This is a genomic window from Dyadobacter ginsengisoli DSM 21015 (assembly GCF_059568735.1).
The window spans coordinates 257745-274009 of record NZ_JCANTY010000009.1; the positions used below are offsets into that span (position 1 = coordinate 257745).

The following is a 16265-nucleotide window of genomic DNA, read 5'->3' on the forward strand; positions in this document are numbered from 1 at the left end:
ATGGCAGACGTACACAACAGAACCGAGGGCGACATTAATTTATCATCGGCGCGTCATGACTGGTATGCGGTGGTCAGCGATCCCGAAACTTCGGGCTATCTGCACGAAGATGCGGAATATTTTTTACATCAATCGCTTTCGACCCCATGCCTGGATGTGCTCGCATCATGCGAAGGTATTTACCTGACCGACGTGCAGGGGAAGCGTTATATGGATTTCCACGGCAACAATGTGCATCAGCTCGGTTACCGGCATCCTTATGTGATCGAAAAACTGAAAGAACAGCTGGATATCCTGCCTTTTTCCCCGCGCAGGTACACCAATGTGCCGGCCATTGAGTTGGCTAAAAAGCTTGGTAGCCTGATGCCCGGCGACCTGAACCGCGTGTTGTTTGCCCCGGGAGGTACTTCGGCGGTCAGTATGGCGCTCAAACTTGCCAGGATCGTCACCGGGAAGCATAAGGTAATATCGCTTTGGGATTCTTTCCACGGCGCTTCGCTGGACGCTATTTCAGCAGGCGGAGAGCAGGATTTCCGGAAAGATATGGGCCCAATGATGCCTGGCGTAGAGCGTATTCCGCCGCCAATGACTTATCGTGGTCCATTTGCATCGGCGGGTCATGGCGACTTGCCTTATGCGGACTATCTCGAATATGTAATCGAAAAAGAGGGTGATATCGGTGCATTTGTCATCGAAACCATCCGGAATACCGATGTGCAGATTCCTTCGCAGGCCTATTGGGACCGGGTGAGGGGGATTTGTACGAAACATCAGGTGCTGCTCATTCTGGATGAAATTCCCATAGCATTTGGCCGTACCGGGAAAATGTTTGCCTTTGAGCATTATGGTATCGAGCCGGATATCGTGTGTTTGGGCAAGGGGCTGGGCGGAGGCGTAATGCCGATGGCCGCTATCGTGGCCCGTGATCGATATAATGTGGCTCAGAGCGTTTCGCTGGGGCATTTTACTCATGAAAAAAGTCCGCTGGGAAGTGTGGCTGCTTTGGCGATGCTGGATTTTATCGAGCAAAATCAAATATTGGACAAGGTGAATGAGGAAGCGGCATTCATGCAGGGAGCGCTTGCGAAACTGCATGAGAAGTTTCCGTTGATCGGGGAGGTAAGGGGCATTGGTTTGTTGTGGGGTGTGGAGCTGGTAAAGGACCGTGAAACGAAGGAAAAAGCGGTGCGGGAAGCCGAAACCGTGATGTATGAATGTCTTAAAAACGGGCTGAGTTTCAAGGTGTCACAAGGTAATGTGGTGCAGCTTTCGCCGCCGCTTATCATTACCCGCGAGCAACTGACAGAAGCGTTGCTGATCCTCGAAAAGGCCATCGAAACTGCCTCGGCTTTGGTATAACACTCAACGTTTGAACATATGCGCCTGAAAGAAGCACTTGCAAGATCGAATACGTTCTTTATTTCCTGGGCTATCATTGCTTCGTTCGGGGCCTATTTTTGTATGTATGCATTCCGAAAGCCGTTCAGTGCCGGACTGTACCAGGGCCTGGAGCTCGGTGAGGTTAGCTACAAGGCGGTTTTGATCATCGCGCAGGTAGCGGGTTATACGCTATCCAAATTTGCGGGAATCAAGGTTATCTCGGAATTGAAGCATGGCGCACGGGTTAAGCTCGTTGTCGGGCTAATTCTGGTTGCGGAGCTGGCGCTGCTGTTTTTTGGCTTGTGCCCCTATCCCTACAATTTTATTTTTCTCTTTATGAACGGACTTCCGCTCGGCATGGTTTACGGAGTGGTTTTCAGCTTTCTGGAAGGGCGCCGGTTTACCGAAATGCTGGCAATGGGATTGAATATCAGTGTAGTGGTCGCTTCGGGTATTCTCAAAACCAGTTACATCGAGGTGCATCGTGTTTTTCCGGGGATTTCGGAGTTCTGGATGCCGGCATTGATGGGGTTGCTCTTCCTTCCTTTGTTCCTATTGTTTGTGTGGATGCTATCGGTAATCCCAAAACCGACGGCCGAGGATGTTGCTTTACGTACGGAGCGTGTGCCCATGACGCGCGAGGATAAGCGGCTCGTGATGCGGCAATTCGGCGTGCCGATCGTCTGTCTGGTCATATTTTACGCGACGCTCGTGGTGGTGCGTGATTTTCGCGACAATTTCACGATCGAGATCTGGAACGAGATCGATTCGCATTGGGGGAGCAGTGTTCTTACTACGACTGAAATGATCACCGGTACCGTGGTGTTGGTCATTATCGGGGGGCTGGCCTTCGTGCGCGATAATCTCAAGGGCTTCCGGCTCACCTACCTTATTCTTTTCGCCGGCATTATCCTGATCGGTCTGGGGACATTGCTTTTTGAAAAAACGGTCATCAATGGCTTCTATTGGATGCTGATGATAGGGTTAGGGTTGTTTTTGGCCTATACAGTGCTGCAAACGGTGGTTTTCGAACGAATGATCGCATTGTACCGTATTAAGGCTAATGCCGGGTTTTTCGTATATATCTGCGAAAGTATCGGATATATGGGCAGTGTGGGATTGCTGCTTTTTAAGGAATTTTTTATGAAAGACCTGAGCTGGTCGCGGGTACTGATGCAGTTTTCTTATCTGCAATTTTGCCTGGGGCTGCTTTTGCTGACCATTAGTAACATATACTTCGATAAGTACCGTGTAGGGCGGACCGCCGAAAGCGGCACTTCAACGCTGGCTGCGATCTGAGCTGACCGATAAGCGCATAAAAAAAGGAGGTGCAAGCGCCCTCCTTTTTAACATCTCAATTTCACCTTTTCAATATTCCTAAAACCTATTTTGCTACTCTAAGCTCTACGATAGCGGCTTTTTGGGCCGGTGTGTGCTGGTTGTATGTGTTGGCCGCCTTTACTTTCGGTGGAGCTGGTGTTTCCACGGCAGGGGTAGAGACTGGCAATGTATTCTTGATGGTAACTGTTTTATTGTCGTCTGCGAATGCAACAGAGCTGGTCAATGCGATAACGCTAACGAAGGTTGTGATCAAAGTTTTCATAGCTTTTGTTTATTTAGAATTCTTGTCTTTGTCTTATTTGATGGTACAAATATAAATGGTATTTTGTAGTTGTGAATATATTTATTCAATGAGTGATCAAACGGTCATATGAAAGGTTTTAATTGGTGATGAGTGATTTATATGATTTTACAGACGGTTTGCTTTTTGAAGTATTCAAATATGATCCCGCTTGTTAATGATCTGGTTTTTATTAAGAAAGTGCAATTTATTTTCGGTTTGTGATTTGGCCACTTTTGTTAACTTGCGTGTATGGCTAAAATGATCAACCTCAAACCTTTCAAAGAATTTGTACAATCGGAATCCCTGGGCGGGGCCATTTTGATTATTTGTGTGATCGTGTCGCTCTGCATTGCCAATTCTCCTTTGGGCAGCATATTCGAAGATTTTCTTTCCACCCAAATAGGTTTCGACACCGCAAGCATCCATTTGCGGTACCCTGTCCTGCTCTGGATCAACGATGGGCTGATGGCGATTTTCTTTCTGCTCGTGGGGCTCGAAATCAAACGGGAACTGGTAGAAGGCGAGTTGTCGTCGTTCAAAAAGGCGGCGTTGCCGATATTTGCGGCATTGGGTGGGGTATTGGTACCGGCCGGAATCTATTTTTTACTGAACAACGGGACTCACACGGTATCGGGCTGGGGAATTCCGATGGCGACGGACATTGCATTTGCGATTGCGATCATCACGATGCTGGGCAGTAAAGTGCCGTCGTCGCTGAAAATCTTCCTGGCCGCCCTGGCGATTGTCGACGATCTGATGGCAATCCTGGTCATTGCGATCTTCTATTCCTCGGAACTGCATTATACTTACCTCATGTACGCCGGGGCCATTTTTGCAGTATTGCTGGTGATGAACCGCGCTGGTGTGAAAAACCTGGCTGCCTATCTAATCCCCGGGGCATTCATCTGGTATTTTATCCATCACTCGGGAGTACACGCCACGATCGCGGGTGTGCTTACGGCCTTTGCGATACCCACTACGCCCGACGCGCGGGAGTCGCCACTGGAAAAGTTGGAGCATATTCTTGTGAAGCCGGTCAATTACCTGATTATGCCGCTTTTTGCATTGTCAAATACCAATATCATGTTTGAAGGAAAGATGCTGGAAGGGCTCACGACGCCACTGGGAGTGGGGATTATCCTCGGACTGGTTGTCGGGAAGCCGCTGGGCATAACGGTGCTGTCCTGGATTACGGTGAGACTTGGTATCAGCAGCATGCCCAGCCGCGCCGGGTGGGCGCATATCATAGGCGTAGGGATGCTGGGAGGGATCGGTTTCACGATGTCCGTTTTTATCGCATTGCTTTCATTTCCGGGAGAACACCTGATCTTGTCCGAGGCCAAATTTTCAATCCTCACCGGGTCGGTCTTGTCTGGCATTCTGGGGTATGTAATGCTCAGTCAGGTGGACAAGAAGGCAGGAAATTGAGCCACATTACTCCGTTTTGCATTTGATGAGGATGTGATCGACCTGGCCGTTGGCGGAGAAAGCCGCGATCTGGCTGTATTTTTCATAATTCTCCCATCTTTTAACGCCATCCTCATCTACTTTCGGCGCGATGTTCTCTTTCAGGTTGAGCAGGCCAAGGATGACGCGGTTATCAAAGTCGAAGTCGTCGACATCGTTGAGCTGGATCTGGTCGGCGATGTCGTTGATATAGATGATCTGGACTTTGCCGTCGCGGTAAGCTACTTTCGGGCATTTTTCACAGCCTGCCTGCTCATCCCTGTAATAACTTTCGAGCTTGCCTTTGCCTAAAATGGCTTCCACCTCCTGCTGGTTCCTTAAAGCAACCTGAGGCAGGTCAAGTTCCACGGTCACCGGAGCATTTTCATCATGGTCATCGAGCACATAAAACTTTACAAAAATGGCAATGAGTATCAAAACGAAGGCGATGAACTTCCAGTTCGCCCATTTGCGCTTAACCGAGGGGTGTTCCATGCAGGTGGCTTGGTTTTTGAATGTAAAAGCAAAATATTGAGGTATAACTACGAAATATCATGCCAGACTCCCAGAGCCGTATCCTGCTCACACCTGAGATGAACTATGACCGGTTGACGATCAGTGAAGCTACATTGGTCCAGCACGAACTTCGTAAGCAGCTGATCCTCGAACCGATGCAGAAGGAGATCCGCACCATCGCAGGAGCGGATATTTCCCTGGAGCTTTACAGCGAAACTGTCTATGCAGGGCTTGTCGTGCTGAGCTACCCCGAATTACAGCCGGTTTCTTACTCTCTTGTGAAAAGCAGCACCATTTTTCCTTACGTTCCTGGTTTTCTGGCCTTTCGCGAAATTCCTGCTATTTTGAAAGCATATGAGCAGATGCCCGTCAAACCGGACGTGGTGATGTTTGATGGTAATGGTATCTTGCACGCACGGAGAATGGGCATCGCTTCGCATTTCGGCGTACTTACCGACACAGTAACCATGGGGTGCGCGAAAAAGAAGCTGGCCGGGCAATATACCGATCCCGATCCGGTGAAGGGCGCATTTACGTATGTGATGGATAAAGGTGAGATAATCGGGTACGCATTGCGGAGCAAGGACAACGTCAAGCCGGTCTTCATATCGCCGGGGCATCAGATGAATTTGCAGGACAGCCTCGATCTCGCCATGAAATGTACGGCAAAACATCGCCTTCCCGAACCCACCCGCCGGGCGCACGAGTATGTAAATCGCTTCCGGACAGGCGAATTAAGAGAAGGATATCATGAAGTGGAGCAATGGCGGTTGTTCCCTTGAGAGCGGTCGCTCTTGTATTCCTGCGGCCTTGTGCTTCCGTGCTCCGGTATCGTTGCACGGAAGTGCCCCGGTACTACACACTGTGTACTGCACTCTGGGACTGCTGTACTCCCCACGTCCCTCCTCCGGTACTACACACTTGTGTGCGTTGCCCTCCGGTACTGCCGTACTGGGGGGCTCTCCACTTCTCTACTCTAGTGCTATACTGTCCTACTGCCGTGGTATTGCTCTGCGGTACCGCCCACTGCGTAGTGTGGTACTGCCCACTGCGCAGTGCGGTACTGCCCACTGCGCAGTGCGGTACTGCGGCACTCCCCGGGTTGAAACCCGGGGTTCGGGCGTATAGATCGATGTTACTTTAGGGATTTGTCAATTTCGTTCAGCAGATACTTCTTGGGGTCGGAATCGTATTCCCAGAACATCACCCCGCCGAGCTTGTTGGCCAACACGTATTTGCATTTTTCCCGGACCGATTCTTCATCGTCGTAACTGAGAACGTCACCCGTCTGTGCATTCAGCAGGTAGGGGGCTTTGGCAATCGTGTCGCGGTATTCCTTGTAGCCCTTTTTGTTGACGAGGCTGTCTTTAATGTAGGTATAGCCATCGATGTATTGCTGCTTTATCTGCTTTTGGCCCAAACCTTTCTCCATTTTCGCGACTGTAAACATCCGGCCATAGAAAGGGAGGCCTACCACCAGTTTTTTCATCGGTACGCCCGCAGCGTGGAAGCCTTTCACCGCATTATCCACTGATTTGGCCGTTTTGTAAATGTTTGACGGATACAAACTGGTATGGTGTACCGCGGTATCACCCTGAAAAAGATCGTACGTCATCAGGTTTACATAATCCAGGTATTGCTGGGCTTTGCCCATTTCTGTGTTCTTCAGGAACTCCACGAAGCCGGCGACCGCAGTGGTCAGCAATTTTTTCTTGCCGGTTTCTTCTTCCAGAAAATTAAGCTCATCGCGAATAGCACGGAACATTTCGGTGTAGTTCTGCTTATCCTCGGGGCGAAAGACATTCCCTTCCTCTCCGGGCATGCCGGGATATTCCCAATCGATATCCACTCCATCCAGGTTGTACTTTTTGATGATCTCCACACTGCTTTTTGCGAAGACTTTTCGTGATGAATCGGTCAGGACGGCGTCGGAAAAGTTTTCACTCCATGCCCAGCCACCTATTGAGATCAGGATTTTGAGCTCGGGGTTTTGGGCTTTGAGCTGGTTGAGCTTCCGGAAGTTGGTCGAGTCGGTTTTCTCGTTGCTGAGGAATGCCTTGCCTTTTTTAATGTCGACAAATGCATAGTTAATGTGTGTCAGCTTGTTAGCATCAATGTTATCGACATCGAGCAGGCCGTGGAAGCCACCAACATAACCGATAACCACCGGGCGCTTTTCGGTTTCGGAAGCTGCTTCCTGTTTCTTTTCGGACTGGCAGCCATTGAGCAGCAGCACCGAAGCAGAAGTGACAGCGAACAGCACGGCGGCCGCAATGCTTTTTTGAGTTGGGATTAGGCGCATGATAATGGGGTTGATTGAAGCACTAAAATAAATACAGCTTCAAATCATCTCCTAATGTTGATGTTTCGGCGATAGAGATCTCCTCTGAACTAAATCAACTTTCCTGTCCGCATTGATCAGGACCCGGTAGCGGGCGCGGATAGTCTTTGAAGTGCTTTATGCAGGTCGATGCCTTTGCCCAATACGCCGTTGAACAGGTCGCCTTTCTGTTCAATGCGTTGCAAAATGTTTTTGATCGTAAAATCCTGCGGAGTTAGCCCGTGTCTCACTTCGCTCCATGCGAGGGGTGCGGACACGGTAGCTCCCGGCTTTGGGCGGGCGCTGTAAGCACATGCGAGCGTCTGGCCGATACGGTTCTGGAGGTAATCGACGTAAATCTGGTCGTTCTTCCGTTTGGAGAGCGATCTTTCCACTGTCGTCAGTTTGGGAAGCCTTTCTACGACAAGATGGGCAAGAATTTCAGCAAAATCTTTGGCTTCGTCGAATGTGTATTTCTTGTTGAAAGGAATATACACGTGCATGCCGCTGGCGCCTGAGGTTTTGCAATAGCCTTCCGCACTGGCCTCGTCGAGGAGATCCTTGATGGTCAGTGCCACATCGATGACATCATCGAATGTATTTTTATCGGACGGGTCGATGTCGAGCACGATGTAGTCGGGGTGATCGAGTTTGGCCGTGGTCGAATTCCAGGGGTTCATTTCGATGCTGCCGAGGTTAGCGATGTAAATGAGGCTTTCGACATCGTTACAGATGTAGTAGTTGACCATTTTCCCGGTCGACTCGGCAAGTATTTCCACGGTTTTGATCCACTCTGGAACCGAATCGCCCGCATCTTTCTGAAAGAAACCTTCGTCTTTGATGCCGTTAGGCTGGCGGCGGAGCGAGAGGGGCCGGTTTTTCAGATAAGGCAGAATATGGGGTGCTATGCTGCGGTAGTAGTCGATGAGCTCCCCCTTGGTAATGTGCTCGTCGGGCCAGTAAATTTTCTCCGGGTGGGTGACTTCGGCTTTCTTTTTCATGACGCCTTTCTTTTAGGTGCGCTAAGACTCTCTTTCAACTGTGCCATCAGATCGCGGCTTTTCGAATGTACGATCTTCATTTTTGGTGTAGTCGGTTTCTTGCCTTTGGCCTTTGCCATGATCAGTTTCAGCAATTTTTCATTGTAAGTATCCTTATAGCGCGAGATGTCGAAATCGGTCGTGAGCTGCTCGATAAGCTGAACGGCCATGTTCATTTCGGCAGGTTTGATTTTTACATCAGGAACTACCAATTCTTCGGTATCTCGGATTTCGTCAGCAAAACGGATTTTGTTCAGGATAAGCAGGTCGTCCTGTGGTTTGATGAGTACCAAGCTTTCGCGGTTACGGAGTACATAGGTCCCAAGGCCGCATTTGCCGGTTTTTTTCAATGCATCACGAAGTAATGCGTAGGGCTTTGCGCCCGATTTTTCGGGCTGGAGATAGTACGGAATTTCGTAGTAAATGCTGTCGATCTCCTTTTCTTCGACAAACTCCGCGATCTCGATGATCTTCGATTTTTCAGGACTGGCTTTTTCAAAATCACTTTCATCGAGGACTACATAGTTATCGTCGACCTTATAGCCTCGAACGATATTCTCCCATTTCACCTCGCGGCCAGTCTTGGCATTGACACGCTGGAAATGAATATTGGCGTGATCTTTCTTGTCCAGCATATCGAGGTCGAGCTCGCCGCCCTGGGTGGCACTGAACAGTTTGACGGGGATATTCACGAGGCCGAACCCGATCGCCCCGGACCATATTGCTCTCATATCTTATTCGGTTGAAAATAAGGTTAGAGCAAAATCTGTGCCTTTTGTTTGTCAGGAAGACAGAATACTGTGAAGTTATTGCCCCAGCCACCCCTTAAAAGCTCCCATTCTTTCCCGGCTGATCAGGATATCCTGATCCACACAATTTTCGAGATGGATCTTTAACCGGCTGTTGGAATAAGTAAACACATCCTTGATCGCCGTAATAGAACTGATGTACTTACGGTTGAGCCTGAAAAATGTTTCCGGCGAGAGCATTTCCTCGATATCGTCTAATGTATAGTCGACAATGTATTTCTTCCCGGCTTTGGTTTGCAGGAATGTCACCTTGTCTTCGCTGAAAAAGAATGCGATGTTGGCTACGTCCACCGATTGGATGCGTTCGCCGATTTTGACCAGAAACCTGTTTTTATAAGCTTTCGCTGCGGGTTGTATCAGGCTGCGGATCTGTTCCAGCGAAATGACCGGCTCCGTCCGCCCCGACCGGAATTTGTTTAATGCCTGTTCCAGTTCTTCCGGATCAATGGGTTTGAGCAGGTAATCGATGCTGTTCAGCTTGAATGCCCTGATCGCGTACTGGTCGTAAGCCGTGCAGAAAATAATAGGAGCGGTCACCTTCATCTGCCCGAATATTTCAAAACTGATCCCGTCCGCGAGCTGGATATCGAGGAAAATTAAGTCGGGTTGAGGGTGTGTTTTCAACCATTGGATAGCAGACGAAACCGTATCCAGGCTACCGTGAATTTGTGCTCCGGGGAGTTTTTCGTTGAGCAGTTGCACCAGTCGCCGTGCTGCGGGGCCTTCGTCTTCGATGATCAGGACGTTCATTTTTTAATTTTGAATGATTGAATGACTGGATGCTTGAATGGCCTAATAAGGCGCCGTGAAATCGTAAATGATTTTTTGGATGGCCGAATGTCCTGAAAGCACGAATGCCGTTTAAATCCGCTTCGAAAGCCTTGTTCGTCGCACCTCATTCAATCATTAAAACCGGAAGCTTTACCACAAACCGGCCACCTTCCCCGGAGACCATCACATTCCTTTCACTCAGCAACTCATAGCGCTTACTGATGTTGGCCAGACCGATGCCAGCCGATTCTTCGGGCAGACTGGACTTCGGTTGGAGATTGTTTTCCACCACCAACACATCGTTTTCGGCCTTGATTTCGATATGCAATGGATTTTGCTTCGAAGCCACATTGTGTTTGATCGCGTTTTCGAGCAGCAGCTGCAGCGATAGCGGCGGCAGGTTTCCTTTTACATCCTTGTGGACACGGATATGATATTGTAAACCTTCCTCAAACCGTATCTTCTGCAATGCCAGATAGTCCCCGGCAAAATTAAGCTCCTTTTCCAGCGGTACCAATTCTTCGTGTTGCACGTCCAGCACGTACCGGTAAATGCGCGAGAGTTGCCGGATGAATCGGGCCGAGGCCTCGGGGCTTTCGTAGACGAGATTGCTCAGTACGTTCAGCGAGTTGAAGAGGAAATGCGGGTTGAGCTGGTCTTTGAGCGACTGGTACTGCTGCGCGAAACGTTCGGTTTTTAGTTGCTCCGCTTCAATGGCAGCCTTTCGCCACTCCATCAGGAACGAACGGCTGATAAAAATGAAAGAAATCACAAATGAAACCCGCATCGGAAACTTCGTCCAGTGCACCAGTCCCTTCCAGGGGATATTTTCCAGCGTGAAGGATTGGCGGACAAGCAACGAATACACAAAGATAATAGTGAAGCTAAGGGCGAATACGTATATTAGGTAACAAGTGCATTCGAGCAGAAGCCGTTTGACGGGATATTGTATCCACGAAATGCGCTGATCAAAGTAATCTTCTATCAAATATCCCCCGTAGCTCAAACTTGTCGAGAGTACGAAGGAAATCAGGAAGTCGTCAGCTAATTCACTGATGATTTTACCTTGGTATAAACAGGAGGGACAAATGGACAGTGTAATGAGCAGCGCGATCACCGCGTTGCCTGCGAGGAATCCCGGTGAAAAATTCCAGAATTCCCGAGGTCCCTTAGAAGTATACCTGGCGCCCATCGATGCCGAATGATTGTTTATTTAAACAGAAAATACTAAACATGCCCTTTCGCTGCTGACTACTTCCCGTCACAGCTCTGGGTCAACCCTGCCGCCTGACCTTTTCCCCACGCAGGTAACATGGATGCTTTCAGCGCTTCCTGGTCCTGCCCGTTAAATATAGCCAAACTTTGCTTCGCCAGCCCGCATGCTTTCTCGGTTGATGAGCCGAAGAACTGCGCCATTCCGTATTCCATTTGAGCCATCAGGACCAGCGTTCGCGGATTTTTGTTATCGATTGCCAGCGACTTCCCAAAGATCTGCAACACCATCCCTGACAGGCTACGCCCGCGGCCAGCCGGATCCGCATTGAGTTTGGCCATGATCACGAAACCTTGCAGGGTCACGATTTCCGAATTATTGGGAGAAATGGCATCTGCTTTTTGAGCGAGCTCCTCCGCCTGTGCGAGCACTTCGTCTTTCCTGACGGTATTTAATGCTTTGTTAAGGCCCTGGTAGGTGTAGGCCAAAGCGTGGTAGTAAACGGGCAGCCATTCCGTGGGGTTCAGGTCTGTGATACGGGCAAATGCATTGGCGGATTGTTGCAGCTGTGGGAGAGAGTCTGCTTCAAGCAGCTTGGCGATTTCCTTTTTCATGACTTTCTGATAGGGATTGTCCTGCGCAAGGAGTTGCAGTGAAAATGCCAGTAATATGCTGAGCATGACGACGATCTTTTTCATGATTTGTAATGATGAGTTTGAGATTACAGATTGTTTAACTGGTTGGCATTCTTGTCTTTGGAAAGGGTAATGAACAGCCCGATGAATGCGAAGCGTCTCGCCCCCTGGCCGATGGGCAGACTGGCATAAGTGCCGGTTTCGTCAGGCAGAGAAGCATACCGGTACCCGAATACATTGTTTCGTCCGAGCACATTGGAGCAGGCGGCGTGGATAATGATGTTGGGTTTGGGTAAATAACTCCAGCTGAGGCTCATGTCACTGTATGCTGCGGTTTTGCGTTGCATTTCACCCGGAAGGTTGGGGTCGTTATAGGTGTAGCCACTGTTCCAGGACCACGACAGTCCTAATTGTGACTTTAATGTGGACACGAAATGTTTCGCAACGACCGAGCCATTGTGTTTGGGTGCAAACGAAGGCTGAATGCGAGTTTCGTAAGCGGCATATTTGCGTTTGCTGTCAATAAAGCTGTATGTAACCCAGAAATCGGTGCCTTTGATCGTCTTTTTATCGCGGTAAAACACGTCGAACCCACGGGCATACCCCGACCCGCTTTGCATGATGTTGGATGGCGTTTGGGCGTCGCCCTGCCAGGTAACAAGGCCGTTATAGTTTTTGTAAAATGCCTCCACACGCAGCGTCCGGTTATTTTTTACAATAAAATAGTTGAGAATGTAGTGGGTGGCGGCGGTATTTTTCAGGTCGGTGTCGTGGATACGGGCTTTCTCTTCGGGCAACTGGTTGAATCCTCCTACGGCGAAGGAAAACTGGCCTTCGTTTCTCAGTTTATAAGCGACGGAGAATCGTGGATCGAACCAGAACTGGCTTGCCAGCGTGCTGTATCCTGTGCGCAGGCCTCCAACGAGCACCAGGCGGTTATTGAGGTAATAGGTGCCTTCGACAAAATGGTTCAGTTGGTGGTCCCTGAACTCCCGCTTCCTGTTTGGGTCGATCAAAGCCTCTGAGTATTTTTTGATATACCATTCCAAGCCATTTTTGAAAGAAAACTGCGGTGAGAAGTCCCGGACTGCGACGATCTTGGCGTGAGTAAGGGCGGTAACCTGCCGGATGGGATCGAGGTTCAGCTTCAATGCGTCCCGGTTGTGGGAATAAGCCATCCCGCCATAGAACAGCCATCCATCTCCGTTGGAATGCCTGAATGAGAGGTTGCCGTAAGCATATCGGTTCCAGAGCTGCACACGGTCGCCCCGGCTGTCGCTGCCCGGGATTTTTTGCCAGATCGTCATTTGGTTGCCTTCGGTATGGAAATAGGCTTTCAGCATCCCCGAACGGCTCTTGGCGGTATTGCCCCATTTCTGCCGGAGTGAAATTTCCGAATCCCAGCTGGCGGGGCTCTGTTCCCAATCAAAGTTTTGACGGATCAGCGATTGATAAGGCGCGAGGTTGTAGTAATTGACGGAAGCTGTCAATGCATTCTCCCTGCCCACGAGCGTCTGCGTGTACCCGCCACCCAGTGCCATCACGCTGATGTCGCCCTGGTTGCGCAGCGGCAGGTCCAGGGTGTTTAATGCCAGCGCCGACGATAATGCCTGCCCGTATTCTGCCGAGTAGCCACCGGTGCTGAAAAACGATCCTTTGAAGAGATTGGGACTGAACCTCGTACGGGTAGGTACATTGGACGCCGTACTGCCGAACGCATTGCCGACCTGCATGCCGTCGATGAAAATGGCGGTTTCAGAGGCGTCGCCCCCGCGTACGAACAGCCGCCCGTCGTTCCCGACCGTGGATGTGCCCGGCAATGTGAGCAGGGCCGCAGTAATGTCGCCCATAGCGCCGGACGTAGTGACAATGTCGAGCGGTTTGAGAACGACCGATTTTTTTTCATCACTCGCTTCCATAGCGCCGGCCGTTATCGTTACGGCCGTGAGGAGATTGATGCTTTCCGCGAGCACGACCTGCACGGTAACGGGCGTTCCGGTGCATTCAACGCCGATCTCCCGGGTTTTGAAACCGACCGCCTGCACAGTCAGCGTCTGTTGGGCCGTTTCGTCGGTCAGGAACCGGAAGTTTCCCTGGGTATCCGAAGAAGTACCGTCGTACGTTCCTTTGAGGTAAGCGTTGGCTCCGGGTATCGCATTGCCTTTCTGATCGGTGATTTTACCCGATAGGAGGGTTTGGGCGGCCGCAGGAATGACGGAGAGCAGTAGCAGCAGGAAAGTAGAAACGTTCTTCATAAGCCATTCTGGATTTGAGCCAAAATTGGGCAGAATGAGGAAAGGCAGAAAATGAAGTCAACCGAAGTTGAGGATCAGCAGGATGAAGTGCAGGAGCTGCGGAGTAAAGCGTTTGGGGGATGTGGTCAAAATGATAGGGATACCTCAAATCCGTACACAGCTGTGAAATGGATTATGACTTTTTTGATAGCCCGTATAAATTTTTTAGCAAATATTGCAAAATGCTTGTAATCAGTTATTTGAATTTATATATTCAATCCAAGTTACCACGTGAGCCTCCCAAAGTTATCCTTATACGTTAGTTGTTAGCAGGAATCTGGCATGTTTCTTTAAAGGATGCCTCCCGAAGACAATTTCACAAAGACTAACTCTTAAATCGGATATAACTTATGGTAGCTACATTTGGTAACAACCCAGCGAGCAGCTTGAAACCAGGCGCAGTGCTTACCGTATCAGGTGCAGGATCTGAATCGGAAGCCCAGAGAGAAGTGGCTGATTTTCTACAATTGTGTAACCGGACCGACCTTGGTTATTTTTTGATTTCAAAAGATTATTTCTTGCTCTACACGAAATCAGGAAACTCTTTAAGTGGAATTGCCTAAGCATCAACATTTTTCATTTTAAAGCGACATGGTACACTCAGGTACATTTAAATTACTGGGGCAGAAGCTCATCAATATTATCATTCACAGAGACGACGTAGTCAAAATAGCACCCATCAAGAAGGGACGCGGATGTATCATTTATCTCAAAAACAAGGTTCCCTACGCAGTCAGCGAGAGTGAAAGGGAAGTTTATAAAAAGCTGAAATGGATTGCGGCATGATCTTCGGTCTTTTGCCATGAAAATAAAAGCGGGCTCCGGTACATCACCGGGGCCTTTTTTATGGGCGTTGACGATAAGCGGCGGCAGACTTTCGATTTGATTACACAGGCAATTTTATGAGCAGTTTGCGAACCTGGCTCAGCGGAATGGTGTTGTTCGTGTTCAGAATGCTCCACACCACAAAATTCCCATGTCCAAAAAGACTTATTTTTTTCTGATCCTCATCCTGGGGAGCCTGACCGCTTTGGGTCCTTTCTCGATCGATATGTACCTGCCCGGTTTTCCGGCCATTGCGAAGGACCTCAACACCACTGCGGCAAAAGTGTCGCAATCGCTCTCCGGCTTTTTTGTCGGCATTTCACTAGGTCAGCTGCTTTACGGTCCTTTACTCGACAAGTTTGGCCGTAAGAAGCCTCTCTTTATCGGGTTGTGCGTTTATATTCTCGCTTCTGCGGGCTGTGCGGTCGCCACTAGTATCGAGCAGCTGATTATCCTCCGGGTGATCCAGGCGATCGGCAGTTGTGCGGCGACCGTGGCTTCGGTAGCGATGGTTCGTGACCTTTTCCCGGTAAGTGAGAATGCAAAAGTATTTTCGCTGTTGTTGCTGGTTGTAGGTTTCTCACCGATGATTGCGCCCACGGCCGGCGGTTATGTCACCGACGCGTTTGGGTGGCATGCCGTATTTATCATATTGACCATAATGGGCGTCGCGATCCTGGCGGCGACCATATTGTGGCTGCCCGACAGCTATAAACCCGACAAAAGCATGTCACTAAAACCGAGGCCTATCATCGCCAACTTCCTCGAAGTGTTGCGTGAACCACAGTTTTATACCTACTCCATTACCGGCGCCATTGCATTTGCGGGCTTGTTTGCCTATGTGTCCGGATCGCCCATTGTGTTCATGGAAGTGTTTCATATTGAAGGGAAAGTATACGGCTGGATCTTCGCTTTCCTGTCGGTGGGGTTCATTGGCTCGGGACAGGTGAATACTTTGATGCTGCGTAAATTTACCAGCGAACAGATCGTGAATGTGGCCCTGATATGCCAGGCTGTGATCGGCCTGACGTTCCTTGCCGCCGCATTGAACGACCTGCTTACGCTCCCCTCAACCCTCGCATTTTTATTCCTTTTTCTCTGCTGTGTGGGTTACACTTTCCCTAATGCGGCCGCGCTTTCGCTCGCGCCGTTTATGCGTAACGCGGGTAGCGCGTCGGCACTGATGGGCGCATTCCAAATGGGGATGGGGACACTGATCTCCATTGCAATCAGTCTTTTTGAAGAGCCTTCCATTATTCCGATGGTGGCAGCGATGGCAGGTTCCGCTTCAGTGGCACTGATCGTGCTGGTGATAGGACGGCGCTTTATTACCAACAAAGTGGAAGTACAGCAGGGAGCGGATGCCGGTGTCATGCATTAAGGGCAGGGTTT

At 49.7% G+C, this 16265-nt stretch carries 16 protein-coding genes; 7 read left to right on the forward strand and 9 right to left on the reverse strand.

Features of this window, described 5'->3' with window-relative positions; all coding sequences use genetic code 11:
• Together BP71_RS30350 and BP71_RS30355 are read left to right on the forward strand one after the other, a co-directional pair.
• Positions 1-1359 (forward strand): aspartate aminotransferase family protein, encoded by a 1359-nt coding sequence (locus BP71_RS30350; protein ID WP_496385368.1) that lies wholly within the window; start codon positions 1-3, stop codon positions 1357-1359.
• Positions 1360-1377: 18 nt separating this feature from the next.
• Complete coding sequence (locus tag BP71_RS30355; RefSeq protein ID WP_496385369.1) at positions 1378-2679, forward strand: DUF5690 family protein; 1302 nt, start codon at positions 1378-1380, stop codon at positions 2677-2679.
• 85 nt (positions 2680-2764) lie between these two features.
• On the opposite strand, the gene BP71_RS30360 is transcribed toward BP71_RS30355, so the two are convergent.
• Positions 2765-2983: a hypothetical protein gene (locus BP71_RS30360; RefSeq protein WP_496385370.1), complete on the reverse strand. Its 219-nt coding sequence runs from the start codon at positions 2981-2983 to the stop codon at positions 2765-2767.
• 270 nt (positions 2984-3253) lie between these two features.
• On the opposite strand from BP71_RS30360, the gene nhaA reads away from it, so the two are divergent.
• Positions 3254-4432, forward strand: coding sequence for a Na+/H+ antiporter NhaA (gene nhaA, locus BP71_RS30365; RefSeq protein WP_496385371.1), 1179 nt, complete (start codon positions 3254-3256; stop codon positions 4430-4432).
• A 6-nt stretch (positions 4433-4438) separates the two neighbouring features.
• Here the strand turns inward: nhaA and BP71_RS30370 are convergent, their stop codons facing one another.
• Positions 4439-4945: a hypothetical protein gene (locus BP71_RS30370; RefSeq protein WP_496385373.1), complete on the reverse strand. Its 507-nt coding sequence runs from the start codon at positions 4943-4945 to the stop codon at positions 4439-4441.
• A 59-nt stretch (positions 4946-5004) separates the two neighbouring features.
• Here BP71_RS30370 and nfi point away from each other — a divergent pair, with 59 nt between their 5' ends.
• Positions 5005-5748 (forward strand): deoxyribonuclease V, encoded by a 744-nt coding sequence (gene nfi / locus BP71_RS30375; protein ID WP_496385374.1) that lies wholly within the window; start codon positions 5005-5007, stop codon positions 5746-5748.
• A gap of 353 nt (positions 5749-6101) precedes the next feature.
• Here the strand turns inward: nfi and BP71_RS30380 are convergent, their stop codons facing one another.
• From BP71_RS30380 to BP71_RS30410, 7 genes are all read right to left on the reverse strand, one after another.
• Positions 6102-7268 (reverse strand): glycoside hydrolase family 18 protein, encoded by a 1167-nt coding sequence (locus BP71_RS30380; RefSeq protein ID WP_496385375.1) that lies wholly within the window; start codon positions 7266-7268, stop codon positions 6102-6104.
• A 116-nt stretch (positions 7269-7384) separates the two neighbouring features.
• Entirely contained in the window at positions 7385-8287 is a 903-nt protein-coding gene (ligD, locus tag BP71_RS30385; protein ID WP_496385376.1) for a non-homologous end-joining DNA ligase, read from the reverse strand.
• A complete protein-coding gene (gene ku / locus BP71_RS30390) occupies positions 8284-9057 on the reverse strand; it encodes a non-homologous end joining protein Ku (protein WP_496385377.1) in 774 nt (257 codons plus the stop codon). Before ku ends, ligD begins: the two co-directional genes overlap by 4 nt.
• A gap of 75 nt (positions 9058-9132) precedes the next feature.
• Positions 9133-9885: a LytR/AlgR family response regulator transcription factor gene (locus BP71_RS30395; protein WP_496385378.1), complete on the reverse strand. Its 753-nt coding sequence runs from the start codon at positions 9883-9885 to the stop codon at positions 9133-9135.
• A 145-nt stretch (positions 9886-10030) separates the two neighbouring features.
• Positions 10031-11098 (reverse strand): sensor histidine kinase, encoded by a 1068-nt coding sequence (locus tag BP71_RS30400; RefSeq protein ID WP_496385379.1) that lies wholly within the window; start codon positions 11096-11098, stop codon positions 10031-10033.
• 59 nt (positions 11099-11157) lie between these two features.
• Entirely contained in the window at positions 11158-11817 is a 660-nt protein-coding gene (locus BP71_RS30405) for a hypothetical protein (protein WP_496385380.1), read from the reverse strand.
• Between the two features lie 23 nt (positions 11818-11840).
• Positions 11841-14009, reverse strand: a complete 2169-nt coding sequence (locus BP71_RS30410; protein WP_496385381.1) for a TonB-dependent receptor — start codon at positions 14007-14009, stop codon at positions 11841-11843.
• Positions 14010-14398: 389 nt separating this feature from the next.
• On the opposite strand from BP71_RS30410, the gene BP71_RS30415 reads away from it, so the two are divergent.
• The 3 genes from BP71_RS30415 (at position 14399) to BP71_RS30425 (ending at position 16254) form a co-directional block, all read left to right on the forward strand.
• Positions 14399-14611 carry a hypothetical protein gene (locus BP71_RS30415; protein ID WP_496385382.1) on the forward strand — a complete coding sequence of 71 codons (213 nt, stop codon included), beginning with the start codon at positions 14399-14401 and terminating at the stop codon, positions 14609-14611.
• A gap of 28 nt (positions 14612-14639) precedes the next feature.
• Complete coding sequence (locus BP71_RS30420; RefSeq protein WP_496385383.1) at positions 14640-14834, forward strand: hypothetical protein; 195 nt, start codon at positions 14640-14642, stop codon at positions 14832-14834.
• A 190-nt stretch (positions 14835-15024) separates the two neighbouring features.
• Complete coding sequence (locus BP71_RS30425) at positions 15025-16254, forward strand: multidrug effflux MFS transporter (RefSeq protein ID WP_496385384.1); 1230 nt, start codon at positions 15025-15027, stop codon at positions 16252-16254.
• Positions 16255-16265 lie beyond the last annotated feature (11 nt).

Excerpts from the sequence above, each read along its gene's own strand:
- BP71_RS30410 (WP_496385381.1), bottom strand. The coding sequence starts at position 14,009 with ATGAAGAACGTTTCTACTTTCCTGCTGCTACTGCTCTCCGTCATTCCT.
- nhaA (WP_496385371.1), top strand. The coding sequence starts at position 3,254 with ATGGCTAAAATGATCAACCTCAAACCTTTCAAAGAATTTGTACAATCG.
- BP71_RS30415 (WP_496385382.1), top strand. The coding sequence starts at position 14,399 with ATGGTAGCTACATTTGGTAACAACCCAGCGAGCAGCTTGAAACCAGGC.
- ligD (WP_496385376.1), bottom strand. The coding sequence starts at position 8,287 with ATGAAAAAGAAAGCCGAAGTCACCCACCCGGAGAAAATTTACTGGCCC.
- BP71_RS30380 (WP_496385375.1), bottom strand. The coding sequence starts at position 7,268 with ATGCGCCTAATCCCAACTCAAAAAAGCATTGCGGCCGCCGTGCTGTTC.
- BP71_RS30395 (WP_496385378.1), bottom strand. The coding sequence starts at position 9,885 with ATGAACGTCCTGATCATCGAAGACGAAGGCCCCGCAGCACGGCGACTG.
- BP71_RS30360 (WP_496385370.1), bottom strand. The coding sequence starts at position 2,983 with ATGAAAACTTTGATCACAACCTTCGTTAGCGTTATCGCATTGACCAGC.
- BP71_RS30355 (WP_496385369.1), top strand. The coding sequence starts at position 1,378 with ATGCGCCTGAAAGAAGCACTTGCAAGATCGAATACGTTCTTTATTTCC.
- BP71_RS30425 (WP_496385384.1), top strand. The coding sequence starts at position 15,025 with ATGTCCAAAAAGACTTATTTTTTTCTGATCCTCATCCTGGGGAGCCTG.
- nfi (WP_496385374.1), top strand. The coding sequence starts at position 5,005 with ATGCCAGACTCCCAGAGCCGTATCCTGCTCACACCTGAGATGAACTAT.
- BP71_RS30420 (WP_496385383.1), top strand. The coding sequence starts at position 14,640 with ATGGTACACTCAGGTACATTTAAATTACTGGGGCAGAAGCTCATCAAT.
- BP71_RS30350 (WP_496385368.1), top strand. The coding sequence starts at position 1 with ATGGCAGACGTACACAACAGAACCGAGGGCGACATTAATTTATCATCG.
- BP71_RS30370 (WP_496385373.1), bottom strand. The coding sequence starts at position 4,945 with ATGGAACACCCCTCGGTTAAGCGCAAATGGGCGAACTGGAAGTTCATC.
- BP71_RS30400 (WP_496385379.1), bottom strand. The coding sequence starts at position 11,098 with ATGGGCGCCAGGTATACTTCTAAGGGACCTCGGGAATTCTGGAATTTT.
- BP71_RS30405 (WP_496385380.1), bottom strand. The coding sequence starts at position 11,817 with ATGAAAAAGATCGTCGTCATGCTCAGCATATTACTGGCATTTTCACTG.
- ku (WP_496385377.1), bottom strand. The coding sequence starts at position 9,057 with ATGAGAGCAATATGGTCCGGGGCGATCGGGTTCGGCCTCGTGAATATC.